The 17,499-nt window shown below is 65.9% G+C and carries 14 protein-coding genes and 3 tRNA genes; 3 read left to right on the forward strand and 14 right to left on the reverse strand.

Features of this window, described 5'->3' with window-relative positions; translation table 11 throughout:
• Positions 1-6: 6 nt before the first annotated feature.
• The 14 genes from HNE04_RS16905 to folC form a co-directional block, all read right to left on the reverse strand.
• Positions 7-906, reverse strand: a complete 900-nt coding sequence (locus HNE04_RS16905; RefSeq protein ID WP_172221561.1) for an efflux RND transporter periplasmic adaptor subunit — start codon at positions 904-906, stop codon at positions 7-9.
• Positions 893-2,836, reverse strand: a complete 1,944-nt coding sequence (locus HNE04_RS16910; protein ID WP_172221564.1) for a preprotein translocase subunit SecA — start codon at positions 2,834-2,836, stop codon at positions 893-895. The genes HNE04_RS16905 and HNE04_RS16910 overlap by 14 nt, the downstream gene beginning before the upstream one ends.
• Positions 2,833-4,983 carry a PqqD family peptide modification chaperone gene (locus HNE04_RS16915; protein WP_172221567.1) on the reverse strand — a complete coding sequence of 717 codons (2,151 nt, stop codon included), beginning with the start codon at positions 4,981-4,983 and terminating at the stop codon, positions 2,833-2,835. Before HNE04_RS16915 ends, HNE04_RS16910 begins: the two co-directional genes overlap by 4 nt.
• Entirely contained in the window at positions 4,980-6,365 is a 1,386-nt protein-coding gene (locus HNE04_RS16920; protein ID WP_172221570.1) for an HlyD family efflux transporter periplasmic adaptor subunit, read from the reverse strand. The genes HNE04_RS16915 and HNE04_RS16920 overlap by 4 nt, the downstream gene beginning before the upstream one ends.
• 877 nt (positions 6,366-7,242) lie before the next feature.
• Positions 7,243-7,319 (reverse strand) — tRNA-Asp (locus HNE04_RS16925).
• A 69-nt stretch (positions 7,320-7,388) separates the two neighbouring features.
• Positions 7,389-7,464 (reverse strand) — tRNA-Glu (locus HNE04_RS16930).
• A 20-nt stretch (positions 7,465-7,484) separates the two neighbouring features.
• Positions 7,485-7,560 (reverse strand) — tRNA-Ala (locus HNE04_RS16935).
• A 67-nt stretch (positions 7,561-7,627) separates the two neighbouring features.
• Positions 7,628-9,010 (reverse strand): glutamate--tRNA ligase, encoded by a 1,383-nt coding sequence (gene gltX, locus HNE04_RS16940; protein WP_172221573.1) that lies wholly within the window; start codon positions 9,008-9,010, stop codon positions 7,628-7,630.
• A 9-nt stretch (positions 9,011-9,019) separates the two neighbouring features.
• Positions 9,020-10,183, reverse strand: a complete 1,164-nt coding sequence (locus HNE04_RS16945; RefSeq protein ID WP_172221575.1) for an AAA family ATPase — start codon at positions 10,181-10,183, stop codon at positions 9,020-9,022.
• An 82-nt stretch (positions 10,184-10,265) separates the two neighbouring features.
• The gene (locus tag HNE04_RS16950) at positions 10,266-11,480 is read right to left on the reverse strand and encodes an O-succinylhomoserine sulfhydrylase (protein ID WP_172221577.1); all 1,215 of its coding nucleotides are present in this window, start codon (positions 11,478-11,480) and stop codon (positions 10,266-10,268) included.
• 90 nt (positions 11,481-11,570) lie between these two features.
• Positions 11,571-13,079 (reverse strand): amidophosphoribosyltransferase, encoded by a 1,509-nt coding sequence (purF, locus tag HNE04_RS16955; protein ID WP_172221579.1) that lies wholly within the window; start codon positions 13,077-13,079, stop codon positions 11,571-11,573.
• A gap of 9 nt (positions 13,080-13,088) precedes the next feature.
• Entirely contained in the window at positions 13,089-13,577 is a 489-nt protein-coding gene (locus HNE04_RS16960; RefSeq protein WP_172221582.1) for a CvpA family protein, read from the reverse strand.
• A complete protein-coding gene (locus HNE04_RS16965; RefSeq protein WP_172221585.1) occupies positions 13,578-14,282 on the reverse strand; it encodes an SPOR domain-containing protein in 705 nt (234 codons plus the stop codon).
• 8 nt (positions 14,283-14,290) lie between these two features.
• On the reverse strand, positions 14,291-15,580 hold the full coding sequence (gene folC, locus HNE04_RS16970; RefSeq protein WP_172221588.1) for a bifunctional tetrahydrofolate synthase/dihydrofolate synthase: 1,290 nt from the start codon (positions 15,578-15,580) through the stop codon (positions 14,291-14,293).
• 297 nt (positions 15,581-15,877) lie between these two features.
• Here folC and HNE04_RS16975 point away from each other — a divergent pair, with 297 nt between their 5' ends.
• The 3 genes from HNE04_RS16975 (at position 15,878) to ppnP (ending at position 17,484) form a co-directional block, all read left to right on the forward strand.
• Positions 15,878-16,231, forward strand: coding sequence for an ArsC family reductase (locus HNE04_RS16975; RefSeq protein WP_172221591.1), 354 nt, complete (start codon positions 15,878-15,880; stop codon positions 16,229-16,231).
• Positions 16,232-16,327: 96 nt separating this feature from the next.
• The gene (locus HNE04_RS16980) at positions 16,328-17,089 is read left to right on the forward strand and encodes a glycine zipper 2TM domain-containing protein (RefSeq protein ID WP_172221594.1); all 762 of its coding nucleotides are present in this window, start codon (positions 16,328-16,330) and stop codon (positions 17,087-17,089) included.
• A 77-nt stretch (positions 17,090-17,166) separates the two neighbouring features.
• Positions 17,167-17,484: a pyrimidine/purine nucleoside phosphorylase gene (gene ppnP / locus HNE04_RS16985; RefSeq protein ID WP_172221598.1), complete on the forward strand. Its 318-nt coding sequence runs from the start codon at positions 17,167-17,169 to the stop codon at positions 17,482-17,484.
• Positions 17,485-17,499 lie beyond the last annotated feature (15 nt).

The raw sequence follows: 17,499 nt of genomic DNA on the forward strand, positions 1-17,499 counted from the left end.
GTCCGCCTAGGGTCTAGCGGGCAGCGAGTTCGCCCGCACCGGCTCGAACCGACCCGCTGGCGACGGGCTCAGCCGCGGCGAAGACGCGGTAGGGACGCTCTGCCGGGCAGTGGCGCCGCCGATGTCAGCCTTGCAGCGCAGGCCAGCCGGCAGGGAGAAGTCGGCATTCGGCAACTCCAGCCGGATGCGGAATGTATTGCTGGCTCCATCGATAACGCGGTCCACAAGTGTTACCTTGGCCAGCCTCGGCTCGGCACCCGGGAACTCAGGCGTGACCATGACGTTCATGCCGTGGCGCACGTCGACGTAGTTTTTCGCCGGCAGCACGACCTCCACCCGCAGCGGGTTGACGACGGCGATCCGGTAGACGGGCTTTTCCTCAACTCGTTCGCCGGTGGCGAGGTAGCGCTCGACCACGACGCCCGAGATCGGGCTGCGAATAGTGCGCTGTTCGAGTTGTGCCTGCGCGAGGCTGTGCTCGCGCGCATAGACCTGTCGCTGCTCGCGTGCCTGCGTGAGCCGGTTTTCGGCAACGATGGCCTCTGCGCGGGCCTGCTCCAGCGCCTGGTCTGAAATGAACTGCTGGTTGGCAAGATCCTTAGCCCGCCCTAGCTTCTGGCGTGCCAGATCTGCATTGGCCTGGGCAGCCCGCAGCTCACCGATGGCCTCGGCCTTGCTCTGAGCAACTGAAAGCAACTGGCGTTCGACGTTGGAGCGCAGGGTGGCCAACACCTGTCCTGCGCGCACTCGTTCGCCCCGGTCAACCGCGGTCGAATCGATAACCCCAATCGTCGGGCTGCCCACTTCGGACACGCGAAACGGCTCGATCAGACACCCTAACGCCTGCGCGAGAGTGGCGGCGGGAACCGCGAACGACGCGGCAACCACCCATCTAAGCTTTTTCATGTTGCACCTGCCGACTGAACGTCAAGTCGCGCTCCACGGATTCGGCGACACGGCTCAGTCTGGCACGATGGTAACGATATGTAAAGGATTCACGTCGTTGCGCGATCATAAGCGTGATCTTTGGCACGATTTCCGGGATTCCGTTGAGTGCCAGCGCCTGGAGCCAAGCGCGAGGCCACCAGCGCTGCAGCACCAAAGCGTCCGCAGACACCATTCGCTGCACGCTGCCGGGTTGCCCCTGCCGCCCGGCTCGCCCGAGGAATTGCCGGTCGATGCGCGCGGACGCATTCACTTGGCACAAGATCACATGCAGGCCACCGCGTTCCAATACTTGGGGATCGCAGCGGATGTCGGTGCCACGGCCCGCCATACTGGTCGCTACCGTGATGCGGCCGGCCCGTCCCGCCAAGGCGATGAGTTGGCTCTCCTGCTGGTCTTGGCGCGCGTTCAGCACCTCATGCGGCAAGCCTTGCCGCGCCAGCACGGCCGATAGGGCCTCGGAGTGGGCCACCGTTTCCGTGCCGATCAACACCGGCCTGCCCTCGTTGGCGAGGGTGCGCGCCTGCAGGGCGACGGCGTCCCACAGCGCACTGCTATCGGGTAACAGGCGGAGCGGCGCCATCTTGACGCGTGAGGGAAACCGCGGGGGAATGACCACCAGATCCAGGCCGTATACCTGCCGGAGCTCGTCGCGTGATTCCGCCAGCGTGCCGCTGGCACCCGCCAGACGAAGGTAGCGCGGGAAAAAGCGCTGCAACGTGATCTCGGTCACGGTCGAGTTGCGGTGCGACGCCGGAACGCCCTCCTTCCATTCCACCAACTGGTGCAGTCCGGCGGACCATGCGCGCCCCTGAGCGGCTCGTCCAGTCGTCTCGTCGATCAGCACCACCTTGCCGTCCCGCACAACGTAGTCATGGTCGCGGTTCAGCACGTGCAGGGCCACGAGCGCGAGTTCCACCGCGGCTTCCCGGTGCGCGCGGTGCCCGAGCAGTGAATCGTTGGCAATGGGCCAGGCGGCGAGTTGCTGCCTACCGCGTCCCGTCAGTTGGAAGCGTCGGCCATCGCCGCACGGCTGGTAATCGTCGTCCGCAGCCAGTCGCCGCGCCATTGCAAGGGCTTCCCGGTAGAAAACGGACTCGGCGGGGGAGCCCTGCGCGTGCGCCAGCACCAGCGGCACGCGCGCTTCGTCGATCAGCACCGTATCGGCTTCGTCAAGTATCGCCACGCACAAGCCGCGCAAAACCGGCGGCGGCAGGCCCTCTGTGCCTGCCAGCCGGCGGGCGCGCTGCTCCAGTGGTGACAGGTCCGCTGCATGCGCGAGGCCGTCGCGCAGATAGTCAAAGGCCAGCTCCTTCGCAGTGCAGTAGGTCACGTCCGCGCGATAAGCTTGGCGCCGCTGGACCGCGTGCATCGCCTGCGTGACAGCACCAACACTGAGTTGCAGCCGGTTGAAATACGGACGCAACGTCTCCGCGTCGCGCTGCGCCAGATAGTCGTTGGCGGTGACCACGTGGACCGGCGCGCGACCGAGCGCGGCCACAGCTGCCGCGATCGCGATGGCTGCGGTTTTTCCTTCGCCGGTGGCCATCTCCGCGAGCCGGTCGTCCAGCAGCACTCGCGCAGCCATCAGCTGTTGCCTGTGCGGGGCGTAGCCGGTGGTATGGGCGAGCGCACTGGCTGCGAGCACGGTTGCCTCAAGCAGCCAAGCATCTGCGTCCTCCGCCAGCCCCGGAAGCGCCATCAGGCGTGCCGACAAGGCTGACTCCGAAATCACACCGGCGGCTGCGGCAGCATCGGCAAAGCGCTGAACGGCCCGCAGTCCCAGGCAACACTGGTAGCGCCGTGCGCCCGGCTGCGGTGTCTGCTCCGGATACTCACCCCAGACTACGCCCGGGAAGGGCCACCCGCGGACCGCGCCCGCGCGGCTCATGTTTGTCCAATAGGGTTGAACTGGCGCAGCAGCAGCTGCCGCGCCATGCGCAGCGCCTGCCAGCCGAGCGGCTCCGGTGGCAGCGCGAGCTTCACCCATGCTCGGCCGCCGACGTGGCCCGCGGGCAGGGCCGGCACCTGCACGTCCATCAGGAAGACAGGAAGCTGGGTTCGCAATCCGTCGCCGTCCGCGGGGTCCACGGCTACGGGCCCGCCGTGGCGATCGCCCAGGGCGGCGCTTGGGAGCTGGCGGGTGGCTGCCGGCGTCTCGTTTTGCAAGACGGCCGCATGCGCAATCCAGGGCGCTTCCGCCAGCCGAACTTCCACAGACTGCACGCGGCCGCGCACGCGTAGCAGGTCCTCATCGCGCAGCACCAGCCGCACCAGTGCCGGATCGGAGCCGAGCAGGTATCCGACCATTCTGCCGCGCTGGGCGTAGGTGCCCAAGGCGTCCTCCTCGCGCGGCCAGATTGCCCGGCCGGCACTCCGGGCGCGAACCTTCAACCCAGCGAGCTGTTCCTCCGCATGCTCCTGTTCGGCGGCGTTGCGCTCGATCTGCTGGTTCAGATCTCCCGCGCGCGCGGGATCCTGTAACAGCGCTTGGTATTGCTGTGCCAACAGTCCGCCGCGTTCGCCGACTGTCTTCTCGTGCTGTGCCACCAACTCCGGATCGGACAGGTCCAACACCACGTCGCCTGCGGTGACGATCGCTCCATCGGCCACTAGCTGCCGCTCCACAAAGCCGCTAACCTCCGGTCGCAACTGGGCCTGATCGGGCGGCCACACGACGCCACGCGCCATCACGCTGGCCGGCACGGGAACCAGGAACAGGCCCGCCAGTAGCACCAGGACGGCGCCGGCCCCGATGGTCAGGACGCCCCGCCGTGCCGCGAGCTCGGGCGCCGCGGCGGCCGAGCGCAACAGTCCGCCGCCCACAGTGGTGACCAGCCAGCCAACCAAAACGAGCGACGCGAGCCATCCGAGCAACCACGAGTGGCGTCCTACCCAGAGCACCAAGGCGAACAGCAGCGCGAGCCGGTATGCCCACGAGGCCGGCGCGTACACCACGAGCCACTTCGCTTCCCCTGCGGCCAGCGCACCCGCTGGCAATGGCTGCCCAACGCCGATCCTTCGCTGCCAGGTCGAGGCCCACCAAGCTCGGCTGCGCACTGCCAGATTGGGCAATTCGAGCAGGTCGCACAACAGGTGGTAGCCGTCCAAGCGCAGCAACGGATTGCCGTTGAACAGGAGGGTCGAAATCGAGCAAATCAGCAGCACCACGGTCGACGCGTCGCGCAGCAGCCCGGGCGTGAGCACGGCCCAGGCAAACATTGCTCCTGCGGCCAGCGCCAGTTCGACCATGATGCCGGCGGCACTCACGAGTGCGCGCTGCCGGGCACTCTCGAAAGCATTTGCCGCACTCGCATCGACATACGGCGCCGGTGTGAGCAGCAGCAACGAAATGCCGACTTCGTGGACGGCGCCACCGAAAATGCGTACCGCAAGCGCATGAGCCAACTCGTGCAGAGCCTTGATGATCGGATATGCGACCCAGGCGATCGCATAGCTAGCCGGCGTAGCCAAAACCCGCAGGGCGTCCGCCTTTAGCTGTGGGAAGCTTACTGCTGCGGCTACTACCGCCAGCAATATCGCTAACGCCCACAGCGCGAACACGGGCCAGGCGGCCAGAGCCGCCCCCACCGGCGCCAACCGCTCTAGCAGCCGAGTGGGATCGAACAGCGGGATGCGCAGCATCAGCGGATTGATGAAGGCGCGCCGACGCCGTTCCTCATGTTCCCCACGACGCGCGAACAGTAGCGACAGATGCGGGGCGGCGTCGAAGTGCAACATGCCGGCGCGATAGAGCTGCGCCAGAAGCCGCAGGATGTCGTCCTGGCTGGGCGTCTCATCTCCCTGCTGCCGCAGCATCCCCTGCCAGAGACTTTCGACCGTCGCACGGCCGTCACACTGGCCGACGAAGATATACGCTGCGGGATTCAGCCGAAGCTGTCGGCCGGAGCCCGGCTCCACCAGCACGTGCCAGAGCTGGTTGCGCACCCGCTGGCGAACGATCTTAAGGCCGTCCACCAGGCTAGGCTTCAGCGGGGCGACCCGGTACCACGAACCGCTGGTCAGCGAATCGCTCACGGGGCCAGCGTCCAGAGCGCCAGGCGAAGCCAGGAGGCGACACGGTGAAACAGGAGCCAGGCTACGGAGCGCTGCCCCACCTCGATCTTGGCAATGCCGCTCAGGCCGGGCCGCAGGTCGGCCTGCCGATCGTCCAGCACGCCCTCCACCTCGAAATAGTTGCGGCCGTCGGCGGCAGTCGCCACGGGCACGATGCGCTTGGTGGTGAACCGCAGCGGCTTCTCGGGCCGTGCAGCTAGCGCCAGCTGTCCGGGCTGTCCCGGGTGGACCGCGCCGATGTCCGTCTCGTCGACTTCGACTATCAGCCGGAAGCCGTCCGAGGCGGACAACACCATCAGCACCTCGCCTTTGTGCACTGGCGCTCCGAGGTTCTGCGTCAGGTCGCCCTTGATCACAATGCCGTCGAAGGGCGCCGTCAGTTGGCTGCGTTCGAGCTGAGTCTCGGCCAGCGTCAGCAGCGCCTGCGCTTCCGCCGCCCGTGACTGGCTCACGACCATCTGAGTCCGGTCGTTGCGGGCCTGCGCGGCCCGGTAGCCATTCTCGTGCTGTCGTAACTCGCTTTCTCGGCGCCTGCGCTCCAGCTCCAAGTCCTGCGACGACAGCCTCGCCAATACCTGGCCGGCTTTGACATGATCGCCGGGCCGAACGTTGGTCTGTTGCAGGAATCCGTCAGCGGCGGCCACGACGGCACGTTGAACCGAACCTTCCAGCCGCGCGGGTGCGCTCACGCGCCACGGCAGCGGCGCTGCCAGGGCCAGCAACAGGGCCGCCAGGGCGGTGCCCATGGCGAGATGACGCCGCTCGCGCGTTGCCAGGCGCTCACGCAGTGTGTTGCGCCAGCGAGCGCGCCAGGGCGCTTCGGCGTCTTGCTTCATGGCCAGGACAGGCCCTGAAAACGAAGCGACTTCCTCGCATAGCGCGATTTCTACCAGCGTCAGCGGCGTGTCGGAGCCACTTTCAACAGTCAACGCGCCAATCGCCTGCCCACTTGCCACGATGGGAACGCTGCAGGCCTCGGCGGCTCCAGCTAGCTGTCGGTGCGCGAGCGTAACGTGCGGGTGCGCCTCGAGCGGTGGCCACCGCACTGTTTGGCTTTGATCCAGCGATTCGTGCATGGCGGCTGCAATCGCAGCGCCGGCCTCCAGCCGAAGGTCGATCTCGCCCGTCTGAGAACTTCCGGCTATGACTATTCGTTCGTCTTTGAGAAGGCCGACACTCACCCGTCGGCAGCGAAGAATCTCCGCCAGTTCCGCCGCGAGCGCCGTGGCGGCATCAGCAAGCGGCCTGCGTGATAGCAGCGCCGCCTGGCAGCGCAACACAGCATCCCGCGATGCCAGGGTGCGCCCGGCGACTGACAGGAGTTGCGGCGGGGCCTTGTCCATAATGTCGAAGTAACGAATTGTGCGCGACTTCGCACCGTACCGCCAGCTACGGAAAAGAGGCGCAGCGCCGCAACAACAGTTTCTAGGCAGAGCGACCCCGCGTCATCCCTACCGCCGGTGGGCCCTCAGGCAAGCAATGCCAGGCCGTCTGCTTCCGTCCAACGTAGCCGGCGCTAGCTCAGGCTGCATGCCGCGCGGCCCACGACCGGCGGCCAAGCTGAAGCGATCTGAGCGAACGAAAATCTGAAGCTGCTGACAGAGCGCCTTTGGTGACCCGGCGCAACTTGGCAAGGTGGACTGTCAGTAGCGCATCGGGATCGACAGGAAAGACTTCAAAAACATGTCGGGGGCGGCCAAGGACTACGCCTATGACGTGCCGGTTCGCCCCGAGGTCTACGGGATCTGGAGACTTACCTGTGCGACTACCGACCGCTTCTGGCCGACACTACCAATCCCTACCTGTTTGTCTCCAGCGCGTGTCCCGCCAGTGCGTCGACAATGCAGTGCGCTGGGTGGACGCGCACGTGACCAAGGCGCTTACCGGCGCGTGACGCCACTGAAGTTCGCTGCGGGGGACGTGTTGGTCCGCGCTGCTTTAGGCCACGGAACTGCCATGTGTCGGCTCTGGCGCACCATGAGAGTTTCGCACCCGGCGAAGCGCCGTCGGCGAGACCTCTCGGCAGCTAAGGCGTTGCATGCCATGCGATTGGATCAATCCTGGCGTTCGTCGATCTGCCAATAATGATGGTGCCCGCTCAGCTCGGCCGCCCTCTTTCGCGCCTGCTTGTCGAGCCTCATGTGCGCCTTCGAATTCCAAACATTGGAATGAGAAAGGGGCTTTGCTCCTACTTTCATAGCAACAAAGCCCCCAGATGCTTGGCGGAGTGGACGGGACTCGAACCCGCGACCCCCGGCGTGACAGGCCGGTATTCTAACCAACTGAACTACCACTCCTGGTAGGCTGCTTTCGCCCTTACGGGCCAAGTGCTGCCGGCTTGTTGCCTTGTTAACCTGCGGTTAATTTGGCGACCCTACGGGGATTCGAACCCCGGTACTTACCGTGAAAGGGTAATGTCCTAGGCCTCTAGACGATAGGGTCAAAACCTGAACTGACTTCGGTGGTGGAGGTAAACGGGATCGAACCGATGACCTCTTGCATGCCATGCAAGCGCTCTCCCAGCTGAGCTATACCCCCATTATTTCCGGTCTGCCGCTTCGCGCCAGCCCGTCAATTTCCGAGCCTTGAATTATAGCCAGTTTTTCTAGACCGCCTTCAACCTGCTGAGTACTTCCTCGCGGCCGCATAGTTCCAGCACCGCATCTAGCGATGGTGTTTGCGCCGTTCCCATCACTAAAACGCGCACCGGCATGGCGAGTTGCGGCATCTTCATGCCGGTGGCACGCAGCACTTCCTTGATGGCCTCGCCAATGGCGGGCCTGTTCCACGGACAACTCTCAAGCATCGCGGCCAGCATGCCGACGGCCGGTCGCACACCCTCGACCACATGCTTGGCAACCTCGTTGGGATCGGGCTGCACCGGGGTGTAGAACTTGACGGCCCAATCGGCCAGCGCCACTGTCGTGTCGCAGCGATCCTTGAACAGCGCGCAGATGCCGGGCAGGCGATCGTCGGCGGCAATGCCGCGCTTTTGCAGTTGCTGCGCCACCAGCTGCGCGAGCGGCCCGTCGGCCATCGCCTTCATGTGCTGTGCATTCACCCAGCGAAGCTTGGCTTCGTCGAACTGCGCCGCGCTGCGGCCCAGGTGATCGAGGTTGAACCACTGCAGGAACTGCTCGCGGCTGAAGATCTCGTCGTCGCCGTGCGACCAGCCCAGTCGCGCCAGGTAATTCACCACGGCGTCGGCCAGGAAGCCCTCGTCGCGGAACTGCGTCACCGGCTTGGCGCCGCTGCGTTTGCTCATCTTCTCGCCCTGCTCGTTCAGCACGGTGGGCAGGTGCGCGTACACCGGCGGCTCCTCGCCGAGCGCGCGGAAGATGTTGATCTGGCGGGGCGTGTTGTTGACGTGGTCGTCGCCGCGGATCACGTGCGTGATGCGCATGTCGATGTCATCGACCACGACGCAGAAGTTGTACGTAGGGGTGCCGTCGGGACGGGCGATGACCAGATCGTCCAGCTCGTCGTTGCTGATCTCGATGCGGCCCTTCACCTTGTCCTCCCAGGCCACGACACCGCCCATCGGGTTCTTGAATCGCAGCACCGGTTGCACGCCTTCGGGCACCGGCGGCAGCGTCTTGCCGGGCTCGGGCCGCCAGGTACCGTCGTAGCGCGGCTTCTCCTTGTTGGCCATCTGGCGCTCGCGCAAGGCGTCGAGTTCGCCCACGCTCATGTAGCACGGGTACACCAGGCCGGCAGCCTTCATCTGCCCCAGCACTTCCTTGTAGCGGTCCATGCGCTGCATCTGGTAGAACGGGCCCTCGTCATGGTCCAGGCCCAGCCAGGCCATGCCCTCGATGATCACGTCGACGGCGGCCTGCGAGGAACGCTCGACGTCGGTGTCCTCGATGCGCAGAATGAACTCGCCGCCGGTGGAGCGCGCGAACGCCCAGGGGTAAAGCGCGGAGCGGATGTTGCCCAGGTGGATGAATCCCGTGGGCGAGGGAGCAAAGCGGGTGCGAACTGTCATGAGCCCATTTTATGGGCGTGCTGGCCAGTGCCAGGCGGGGCGGTCGAACTCGTCCCGGGCGGCGACCCGCGTTTCGCCGAGTTCCTTCTCCAGGGTCAGTGATTGGCAGCCTTGCTCTTGCAGGGCCGCGATCAGCCGATTGGCGTGAGAAACGACGAACACCTGCGAACGCTGGGCCGCCTGCCCGATCAGGCGGCCCAGCGCCGGCAGCAAGTCGGGATGCAAGCTGGTCTCGGGTTCGTTGAGCACCAGCAATTCGGGAGGCCGCGGCGAAAGCAGCGCGGCAATCCACAACAGGTAGCGCAAGGTGCCGTCAGAGAGCTCCACCGCCTTGAGCGGCCGCAACAGGCCATGCTGGCGCATGGTGGTCTCGAAGCGGCCGTCCCGGCTTTCGATTTCAATGGCAGCGCCGGGAAAGGCATCGTTCACGGCCTGGTCCAGCGCCGCCGGATCGCCGATCTCGCGGATGGTTTGCAGGGCCGCGGCGAGGTCGGCTCCCTCGTGGCCCAGCACGGGCGTATGCGTGCCGATCTGGGGCATGCGCGCCGGGGCCTGCGCGTCCGTGCGGAAGTGATCGTAGAAGCGCCAGGAGCGGATCTGCTCGCGCAAGGCCAGCATCTCCGGTGTGCGGCGCGGATCGGCGACCTGCGAGAGCATGCTGTCGAAGCCGGCCATGCGATCGTGCACGATCTGCCACTCACCGTCGTCCCCGCGCGATCGCACCAAGGCGCCCTTGCGCTCGACCAGCATGGCCGAGGGACGCTGCACCGGTCCGGCCCAGACGAATTCGCTCTTGATGACGGGGTCGAGGCTGAAGGCGGACGAGCTGGGCGCCGGCAGCCCCAGGTCGATCGAATAGCTGAATTCCGATCCGACGAATCCCAACCCCAGGCTCACCGGCTTCCTGCGCACCGTGCCCTGGATGGGAACCTCGCCGCGCCGCATCGCGGCCGACAGCGTCTCGGGCCCGGCCCACAGCGTGGAAGCCAGTCCGCCTTCACGCGCCAGCGAACCGATCACGCCGCCCTGGGCGGTTTCGGCCAGCAGCCGCAAGGCCTTGTAGATGTTGGACTTGCCGCTGCCGTTGGCGCCTGTGATCAGGTTGAGCGGCTCCAGCGGAATGACGAAGTCGCGCAGCGTGCGGTAGTTCTGGACGGCGAGGGTCTGCAGCATGGCGCGGGCCTTCTCAGCGGCCCGCGGAAATTCGAAGCTCGGTCATCGCGCTCTCCCCATGCCAGTGGGCCCGGGCCCGTTCTTAGTTCAGCGTGTCCAACCCTCGCAACAGGTCGGCCTTCAGGTCTTCCAGGTGTTCCAATCCCACCGCAACACGCACCAGGTTCTGCCGGATGCCGGCGGCCAGCCGCTGCTGTTCGGTCAGGCGCCCGTGCGAGGTGCTCGCCGGGTGGGTGATGATGGTCTTCACGTCGCCGAGGTTGGCGGTGACCGACAGCAGCTGGGTCGAATCCACCACATGGAAGGCATTCTTGCGGGCATGGTCGGCATCCGCGGCCTTGATGTCGAAGGACACCACGGCGCCGCCGCGCCCTGACTGCTGCGCCATCGCCAGCTCATGCTGGGGGTGGCTCTTGAGGCCCGGGTAGTAGACGCGTTCGATCTTGGGATGGCCTTCCAGCCACTTGGCCAGCTCGAGCGCGCGCTGCGACTGCGCTTCCATGCGGATGCCCAGCGTTTCCATGCCCTTCAGCACGACCCAGGCATTGAATGGCGACAGGCTCATGCCGGCGCTGCGCATCACAGGGATGAATTTGTCCGCGATCAGCTGCTCGCCGCCCACCAGCGCACCGGCGACCACGCGGCCCTGCCCGTCCAGGTACTTGGTGCCCGAGTGCACGACGATGTCGGCGCCGAACTTCACGGGCTGCTGCAAGGCCGGCGAGCAAAAGCAGTTGTCCACGGCGAGCAAGGCGCCAGCGTTGTGCGCGATGTCGGCCAGCGCGCGGATGTCGCAGACGTCCGCCAGCGGATTGGTCGGCGTCTCGGCGAACAACAGCTTGGTGTTGGGCTTGATCGCGGCCTTCCACTCGCCCACATCGATTTGCGAAACGAAGGAACTCTCCACACCGAACTTGCCGAACTCGGTACCTATCAGCTTGATGGTCGAGCCGAACACCGAGCGCGAGCACACCACATGGTCGCCCGCCTTGAGCAGGCCCATGCACAGGAGCAGGATGGCGCTCATGCCGCTGGAAGTGGCGATGGCGTCTTCCATGCCCTCCAGCGCCGCCAGCCGCTTTTCCATGCTGGCCGTGGTCGGGTTGGTGAAGCGCGAGTAGATGTAGCCCTCTTCCTCGCCGGCGAAGCGGCGGGCCGCGGTTGCGCTGTCGGGCTGGGTAAAGCTGGAGGTGAGATACAGCGCCTCGGAGTTCTCGCCGTACTGGCTCTTGTCCACGGCCGCGCGTACCGCGAGCGTTTCGAGGTGCAGGCCCGCGGGCAGCTTCTTCTCGGGCATGATCAGACCTTCGCCGGGCCGCCCCTAGAAGGGCTGGGCCCCCTCGGGGGGCAGTGCAGCAGCGTAGCTGCAAACGTGGGGGCACACATCTTATGCGTCCTGTGCGTTCGGCAAGGCCAGCCGCGAGGTGTCTTCTTCCAGCGGGTCTTCCTGGCCGATGCGCGCTTCGTTGATGCGCGCGATGTCGTCGGCGTTGATGTCGCCCGTCACATACACGCCGTCGAAGCAGGAAGCGTCGAAGCCGTCGAGTTGGGGATTGAGCGATCCGATGGCGCGCTTCATCCCTTCCACGTCCTGGTAGATCAGGGCATCGCAGCCGATGATCTGGCGCACTTCCTCGATGGTGCGGCCATGGGCCACCAGTTCGCTGGAGGTGGGCATGTCGATGCCGTACACGTTGGGGAAACGCACCGGCGGCGCGGCGCTGGCCAGGTACACCTTCTTGGCGCCGGCGTCGCGCGCCATCTGCACGATCTCGCGGCTGGTGGTGCCGCGCACGATGGAGTCATCCACCAGCAGCACGTTGCGGCCCTTGAATTCGCTGGCGATGACGTTGAGCTTCTGGCGCACCGACTTCTTGCGCACACCCTGCCCCGGCATGATGAAGGTGCGGCCCACGTAGCGGTTCTTCACGAAACCCTCGCGGTACGGCACGCCCAGCAGATGCGCCAGCTGCGTGGCGCTGGGCCGGCTGGATTCCGGAATGGGGATGATCACGTCGATCTCGTTGGGCGGCACCGTGGAAACCACGCGCTTGGCCAGCGTCTCGCCCAGGTTCAGGCGCGCCTGGTAAACGGAAATGCCATCCATGACCGAATCGGGCCGGGCCAGGTACACGAATTCGAAAATGCAGGGGAACAGCTTGGGCGCGTCGGCGCACTGCTGCGCGTGGACCTTGCCTTGCAGGTCGATGAACACGGCTTCGCCGGGCGCCAAGTTGCGCTCGAACACATGGCCCGTGCCCTCCAGCGAAACCGATTCGCTGGCCACCATCACGGTGCCGTCCTTGCTGCGGCCCATCGACAGGGGCCGGATGCCGAACGGATCGCGGAAAGCCAGCACGCCGTGGCCGGCGATCAGCACGATGACGGCATAGGAGCCGCGCACGCGCCGGTGCACGTTGCGCACGGCGGTGAACACGTCCTCGGGCTGCAGCGGCACGCCGCGCGTGGACTTCTCCAGCTCGTGGGCGAAGACGTTCAGCAGCACCTCGGAATCGCTCTCGGTGTTGATGTGGCGATGGTCCGTGGAGAACAGCTCGGCTTTCAACTCCTGAGCGTTGGTGAGGTTGCCGTTGTGCACCAGCACGATGCCGAAGGGAGCGTTCACGTAGAAGGGCTGCGCCTCTTCCTCGCTATAGGCGTTGCCGGCGGTTGGATAGCGCACCTGGCCCAGGCCTGCGGTGCCCGGCAAGGCCCGCATGTTGCGGGTGCGGAACACGTCGCGCACCATGCCCTTGGCCTTGTGCATGAAGAACTTGCGCTCCTGCTGGGTGACGATACCCGCCGCATCCTGGCCGCGATGCTGCAATAGCAGCAATGCGTCGTAGATCAGCTGGTTGACTGGGGCGCTACTGACAACGCCGACGATTCCACACATAAGAGCCTCTTACCCCGGTAGGTAGTGCCCGAACCGCTCGGGCAATACCGGTTTCATTTCCTTGAGCACCGCCGTCGCGACGTCGGCACCCTTCGACTCCGCCCACCACTCGCCGCGCTTGAGCGGCGTCATGTTGATCACCACGGCCAGCGCCAGCAGCAGCACCGCGCCCCGGATCAGGCCGAACGCCGCGCCCAAGGCGCGGTCGATCGGTCGCAGCCCCACGGCCTCGACCAGCCTCTTGGTCAGCCAGGCCAACAGCCCCCCGGTGAACACCACGGCGATGAACACCACGACAAACCCGGCCGCGTAGCGCATCGCCTCGCCCGCGCTGCCCATCGGCAGCAGGGCCGCGGCCTTGGGCGCGAACCATTGGGCCAGGATGAACGCCGCCACCCAGCTGATCACCGACAACACTTCATACACCAACCCGCGCCAGGCGCCCAGCAGCAGCGAAGCGGCCAGCACGGCCAGGAACACCCAGTCGAGCGCGACCATCTATAAGGTGAGGATCGCGGCCGGTAAATCCAGGCCCTTGATCTTGTCAGCCGCTTTGTCGGCTTCAGCCCGGTTCGCGAAGGGGCCCACGCGGACCCGGATGCGCTTGCCGTCCTTGGTTTCGGCCACGTTCGTATAGGTCTTCAGCCCGGCGCGTTCCACCTTCTGGCGGGCCTCGCGGGCCTTGCCGACGTCGGCAAAGGCGCCCACTTGGACGACGAAGCGGCCCTCGACGGCGGCCGCCTTCGACTTGCCCTCGAGCAGGGCCTTGGCCTTGGCGCCGTTATCGGGCTTGGCTTCGGGCTTGGCCGCTACCTTGGGCTCGGGCTTCGGCTCGGGCTGAGGCTCCGCCTTCGGTTCGGGTTTGGGTTCAGGTTTCGGTTCGGGGCTGGCCTCGGGCTTGCTTTCGGCCGCGGGCGCAGCCTCGGCAACCTTCGGCTGCGCCGGCGCCTGGACAGCGGGCTGGGCCGGGACGGGCAGCGGCTTGACCTTGTTGCGGTCCGGAATCTCGATCGGGATGTCGACGGCGATCGGACGGGGCTGCGTGTCGAACAGCAAGGGGAAGCCGACCACGCCAATCAGCACGAGCACGCCGGCACCGATCAGCCGGTGCCTGGCGCGCCTGCGCATCGCCTCGATGCTTTCGGGCTGGCGGTGGGTGGCTGCCGACTCGTCGCCACCTTTGCGGGATTTGAAAAAGGGCATGAATGCTGTCAGCTCGCGAGATGTTTGGCCTGAAGGCGGGGTAAACCGTCCTTCAGAACGCCGCCCACGGTGTAGAACGATCCGAAGACCACGATTCTATCAGCGGGGTCCGCGGCGGCCACCGCCGCACGCAACGCTTCCATCGGGTCGCCGTGGGTGCTCGCACCCACATCGGTGCGCTTGTTCTGCGCCTGCCATTTCGCCAGCAGGTGCGCCGCGCTCTCGGCTCGCGGCGTCGGCAGGTCGGTGAAGTACCAGCGGTCGATGAGCGGCCCGACTTTCGCGAGCATGGGGCCCAGGTCCTTGTCCGCCATCGCGCCGAAGACGCCATGCGTAGTCGGATAGAAGCCCATCGCGTCCAGGTTGGCCGCAAGCGCTGCGACCGAGTGCGGGTTGTGGGCCACATCGAGCACCAGCGCGGGCTGCCCGGGCACGATCTGGAACCGCCCCGGCAGCTCCACCATGGCCAGGCCGTTGCGCACGGCCTGCGCCGTGACCGGCACCGATTGGCGCAACGCCTCCAGCGCAGCCAGCGCGCCCGACGCATTGATGAGCTGATTGGCCCCGCGCAAGGCCGGATAGGCCAGGCCCGAATAGCGCCGGCCGCGGCCGGCCCAGGCCCACTGCTGCTTGTCGCCGGAGAAATTGAAATCGCGGCCCAGCGTCCAGAGATCGGCCCCGATCTCGACGGCCCGGTCCAGCACGCTTTGCGGCGCCACCGGGTCGCTCACGATCACCGGCCTGCCGGTTCGCATGATCCCCGCCTTCTCCCGGCCTATGCTTTCCCGGTCGGGGCCGAGATAGTCCATGTGGTCCAGGTCGATGCTGGTGATCACGGCGCAGTCGGCGTCCACGATGTTCACGGCGTCCAGGCGCCCACCCAGGCCCACCTCCAGGATCGCAAGATCAAGTCCCGAAGCCGCCATGAGACCCATGATAGCCAGCGTGGTGAACTCGAAGTAGGTCAGCGTCACGCCTTGCCGCGCCGCCTCGACCCGCTCGAAATGCGGCACCAGGTCCTGTTGCGCGACGATTTCGCCATGGATGCGGCAGCGCTCCTCGAAATGCACGAGGTGCGGCGAGGTGTAGACGCCGGGTCGATAGCCCGCTTGCAGGGCGATCGCCTCCAGCATGGCGCAGGTCGAGCCTTTGCCGTTGGTGCCGGCGACGGTGATGACCGGGCAGTCAAAGCGCAGGCCCATCCGCGTGGCCACGGCCTGCACGCGTTCCAGGCCCATCTCTATCGTCTTGGGGTGCAGGCTTTCGCAGTGCGCCAGCCAGTCTTGCAGGGTTTCCATGCACGCATTGTCCCAGCACTATGATTTGGGCCTGTTCACACTATTTTTGCAAGTGCGAACGCGGTTAAAACAGCGCCAATCTAGGCGCGCGACGACGCCCAGGCTGGCCGCCTGGGCTAGGAGTGCAACAACGAGTGGCGCTGTTTTAACCACGTTCCCTTCGGGTTGCGGCCAAAAAGGCCATGCGCCGCGTTGCGAAGCCTTGCCGGACGTTGAGTCCGGCCGCGTTTCGCGCCTTGCGCATGACCTTTTTGATCCGCAACGCATCTTGCAAAAATAGTGTGAACAGGCCCATCCATGAAGATCGTTATGTATGGCATTACCAACTGCGACACCGTGAAGAAGGCTCGCGCCTGGCTGGGCGAGCACGGCATCGCCTACGAGTTTCACGATTTCAAGAAGCAGGGCGTGCCCGCGCAGCAGCTGGACGGCTGGATCGCGCAACTGGGCTGGGAGCGCCTCGTCAACCGGCAGGGCACGACCTGGCGCAAGCTGGCTCCGGCCGCTCAAGCCGAAGTGAATGACGCGGACAGCGCCAGGAAACTGATGCAGGACCAGCCCAGCGTCATCAAGCGCCCGGTCGTCGAATGGGGCGAGAACACCACAGTCGGCTTCGATCCGGCGGCCTGGGCGTTGCTGCGGGGCGCCTGAACAGGCACTTTTACCGTCGCTTTACCCAAATGGCAGCGCTTGCGGCGCGGGTTTTGCCTAAAATTTCAGCATTGAAGGCAACCGAAGGAGCGGTCGATGAAAAGAGCTGTTTTGTTTTCAGCGATGGGGTTGCTGGCTGCTGCCGGCACGGTCGAAGCCGCCGAAGAGGTCGGGCGAGTCATTTCCAGCACGCCGGTGGTCCAGCAAGTGGCTGTGCCGCGGCAGGTGTGCAACTACCAGCCGATGGTTGTGCAGCAGCCCAATTCGGGCGGCGGCGCGGTGTTGGGCGCGATAGCGGGCGGTGCGCTGGGCAACCAGATCGGCCATGGCTCGGGCCGCGCGGCTGCCACCCTGATCGGGTTGGTCGGCGGGGCCGCGGTGGGCAACAACATCGAAGGCCCGAGCGGCTACGTGCAGAACGTGCAGCAATGCACCACCCAGACCACCTACGAAAACCGCACGGTAGGCTACAACGTCACCTACGAATACGCGGGCAGGCAACACAGCGTCCAGCTGCCCTATGACCCGGGCGCGACCATCCGGCTGGAACTCACGCCGATGGCGGGCGCTAGCGGTCCCGCGACCGGCGGATATGCGACTGCCGCGCCGGTGGCCGAGGGCCCGAGCTCCGGCCCCCCGGGAACTGCGGTGGGCGTCATCGTCGGCACGCCCATGGTGCAGCCCGTGATGTCGGCGCCCGTGGTCACGTACCCGAGCTACTACCCGGCATATTCGGCATACCCGGCGTATCCCGCGGCCTACCCCTATTACTACGCGCGTCCGTACTATTACCCGCCCATCGGCTTGTCGCTGAACCTCGGGTATTCACGCGGCCACCATCACCACCACCGGCGATAGCGTCCGGGCGGGGCCTGCGGTCCGGGGCTGGGGGTTGACCGAAGTTAAAATCGGTCGTTTCCCCCCAGCCCTTTGCCATGACCACCGAAAAATTAGCCGTCGCCGGCGTCACGACCCAGGCCAATGTGTACTTCGACGGCAAGTGCGTAAGCCACTCCATTATCCTGGCCGACGGGACGAAAAAGTCCGTCGGCGTGGTCTTGCCCGCACAACTGACTTTCAATACCGGCGCGCCTGAGATCATGGAATGCGTGGCCGGAGCCTGCGAGTACAAGCTCGCCGGCACCGACGAATGGCGCAAGAGCGGTCCCGGCGACCAATTCAGCGTGCCGGGCAATTCCAGCTTCGAGATCCGCGTAGCCCAGGCCTATCACTACATCTGCCACTTCGGCTAACCAGCGGCGCAACCT

Origin of the sequence: Caenimonas soli (assembly GCF_013155545.1) — a bacterium.
GTDB classification, from domain to species: Bacteria; Pseudomonadota; Gammaproteobacteria; order Burkholderiales; family Burkholderiaceae_C; genus Ramlibacter; species Ramlibacter soli.

Bases quoted from the DNA above. Each gene is read 5' to 3' on its own strand.
- HNE04_RS16980 (WP_172221594.1), top strand. From the start codon at position 16,328: ATGAAAAGAGCTGTTTTGTTTTCAGCGATGGGGTTGCTGGCTGCTGCC.
- HNE04_RS16905 (WP_172221561.1), bottom strand. From the start codon at position 906: ATGAAAAAGCTTAGATGGGTGGTTGCCGCGTCGTTCGCGGTTCCCGCC.
- folC (WP_172221588.1), bottom strand. From the start codon at position 15,580: ATGGAAACCCTGCAAGACTGGCTGGCGCACTGCGAAAGCCTGCACCCC.
- HNE04_RS16945 (WP_172221575.1), bottom strand. From the start codon at position 10,183: ATGCTGCAGACCCTCGCCGTCCAGAACTACCGCACGCTGCGCGACTTC.
- HNE04_RS16920 (WP_172221570.1), bottom strand. From the start codon at position 6,365: ATGGACAAGGCCCCGCCGCAACTCCTGTCAGTCGCCGGGCGCACCCTG.
- HNE04_RS16950 (WP_172221577.1), bottom strand. From the start codon at position 11,480: ATGCCCGAGAAGAAGCTGCCCGCGGGCCTGCACCTCGAAACGCTCGCG.
- HNE04_RS16960 (WP_172221582.1), bottom strand. From the start codon at position 13,577: ATGGTCGCGCTCGACTGGGTGTTCCTGGCCGTGCTGGCCGCTTCGCTG.
- gltX (WP_172221573.1), bottom strand. From the start codon at position 9,010: ATGACAGTTCGCACCCGCTTTGCTCCCTCGCCCACGGGATTCATCCAC.
- purF (WP_172221579.1), bottom strand. From the start codon at position 13,079: ATGTGTGGAATCGTCGGCGTTGTCAGTAGCGCCCCAGTCAACCAGCTG.
- HNE04_RS16965 (WP_172221585.1), bottom strand. From the start codon at position 14,282: ATGCCCTTTTTCAAATCCCGCAAAGGTGGCGACGAGTCGGCAGCCACC.
- ppnP (WP_172221598.1), top strand. From the start codon at position 17,167: ATGACCACCGAAAAATTAGCCGTCGCCGGCGTCACGACCCAGGCCAAT.
- HNE04_RS16910 (WP_172221564.1), bottom strand. From the start codon at position 2,836: ATGAGCCGCGCGGGCGCGGTCCGCGGGTGGCCCTTCCCGGGCGTAGTC.
- HNE04_RS16975 (WP_172221591.1), top strand. From the start codon at position 15,878: ATGAAGATCGTTATGTATGGCATTACCAACTGCGACACCGTGAAGAAG.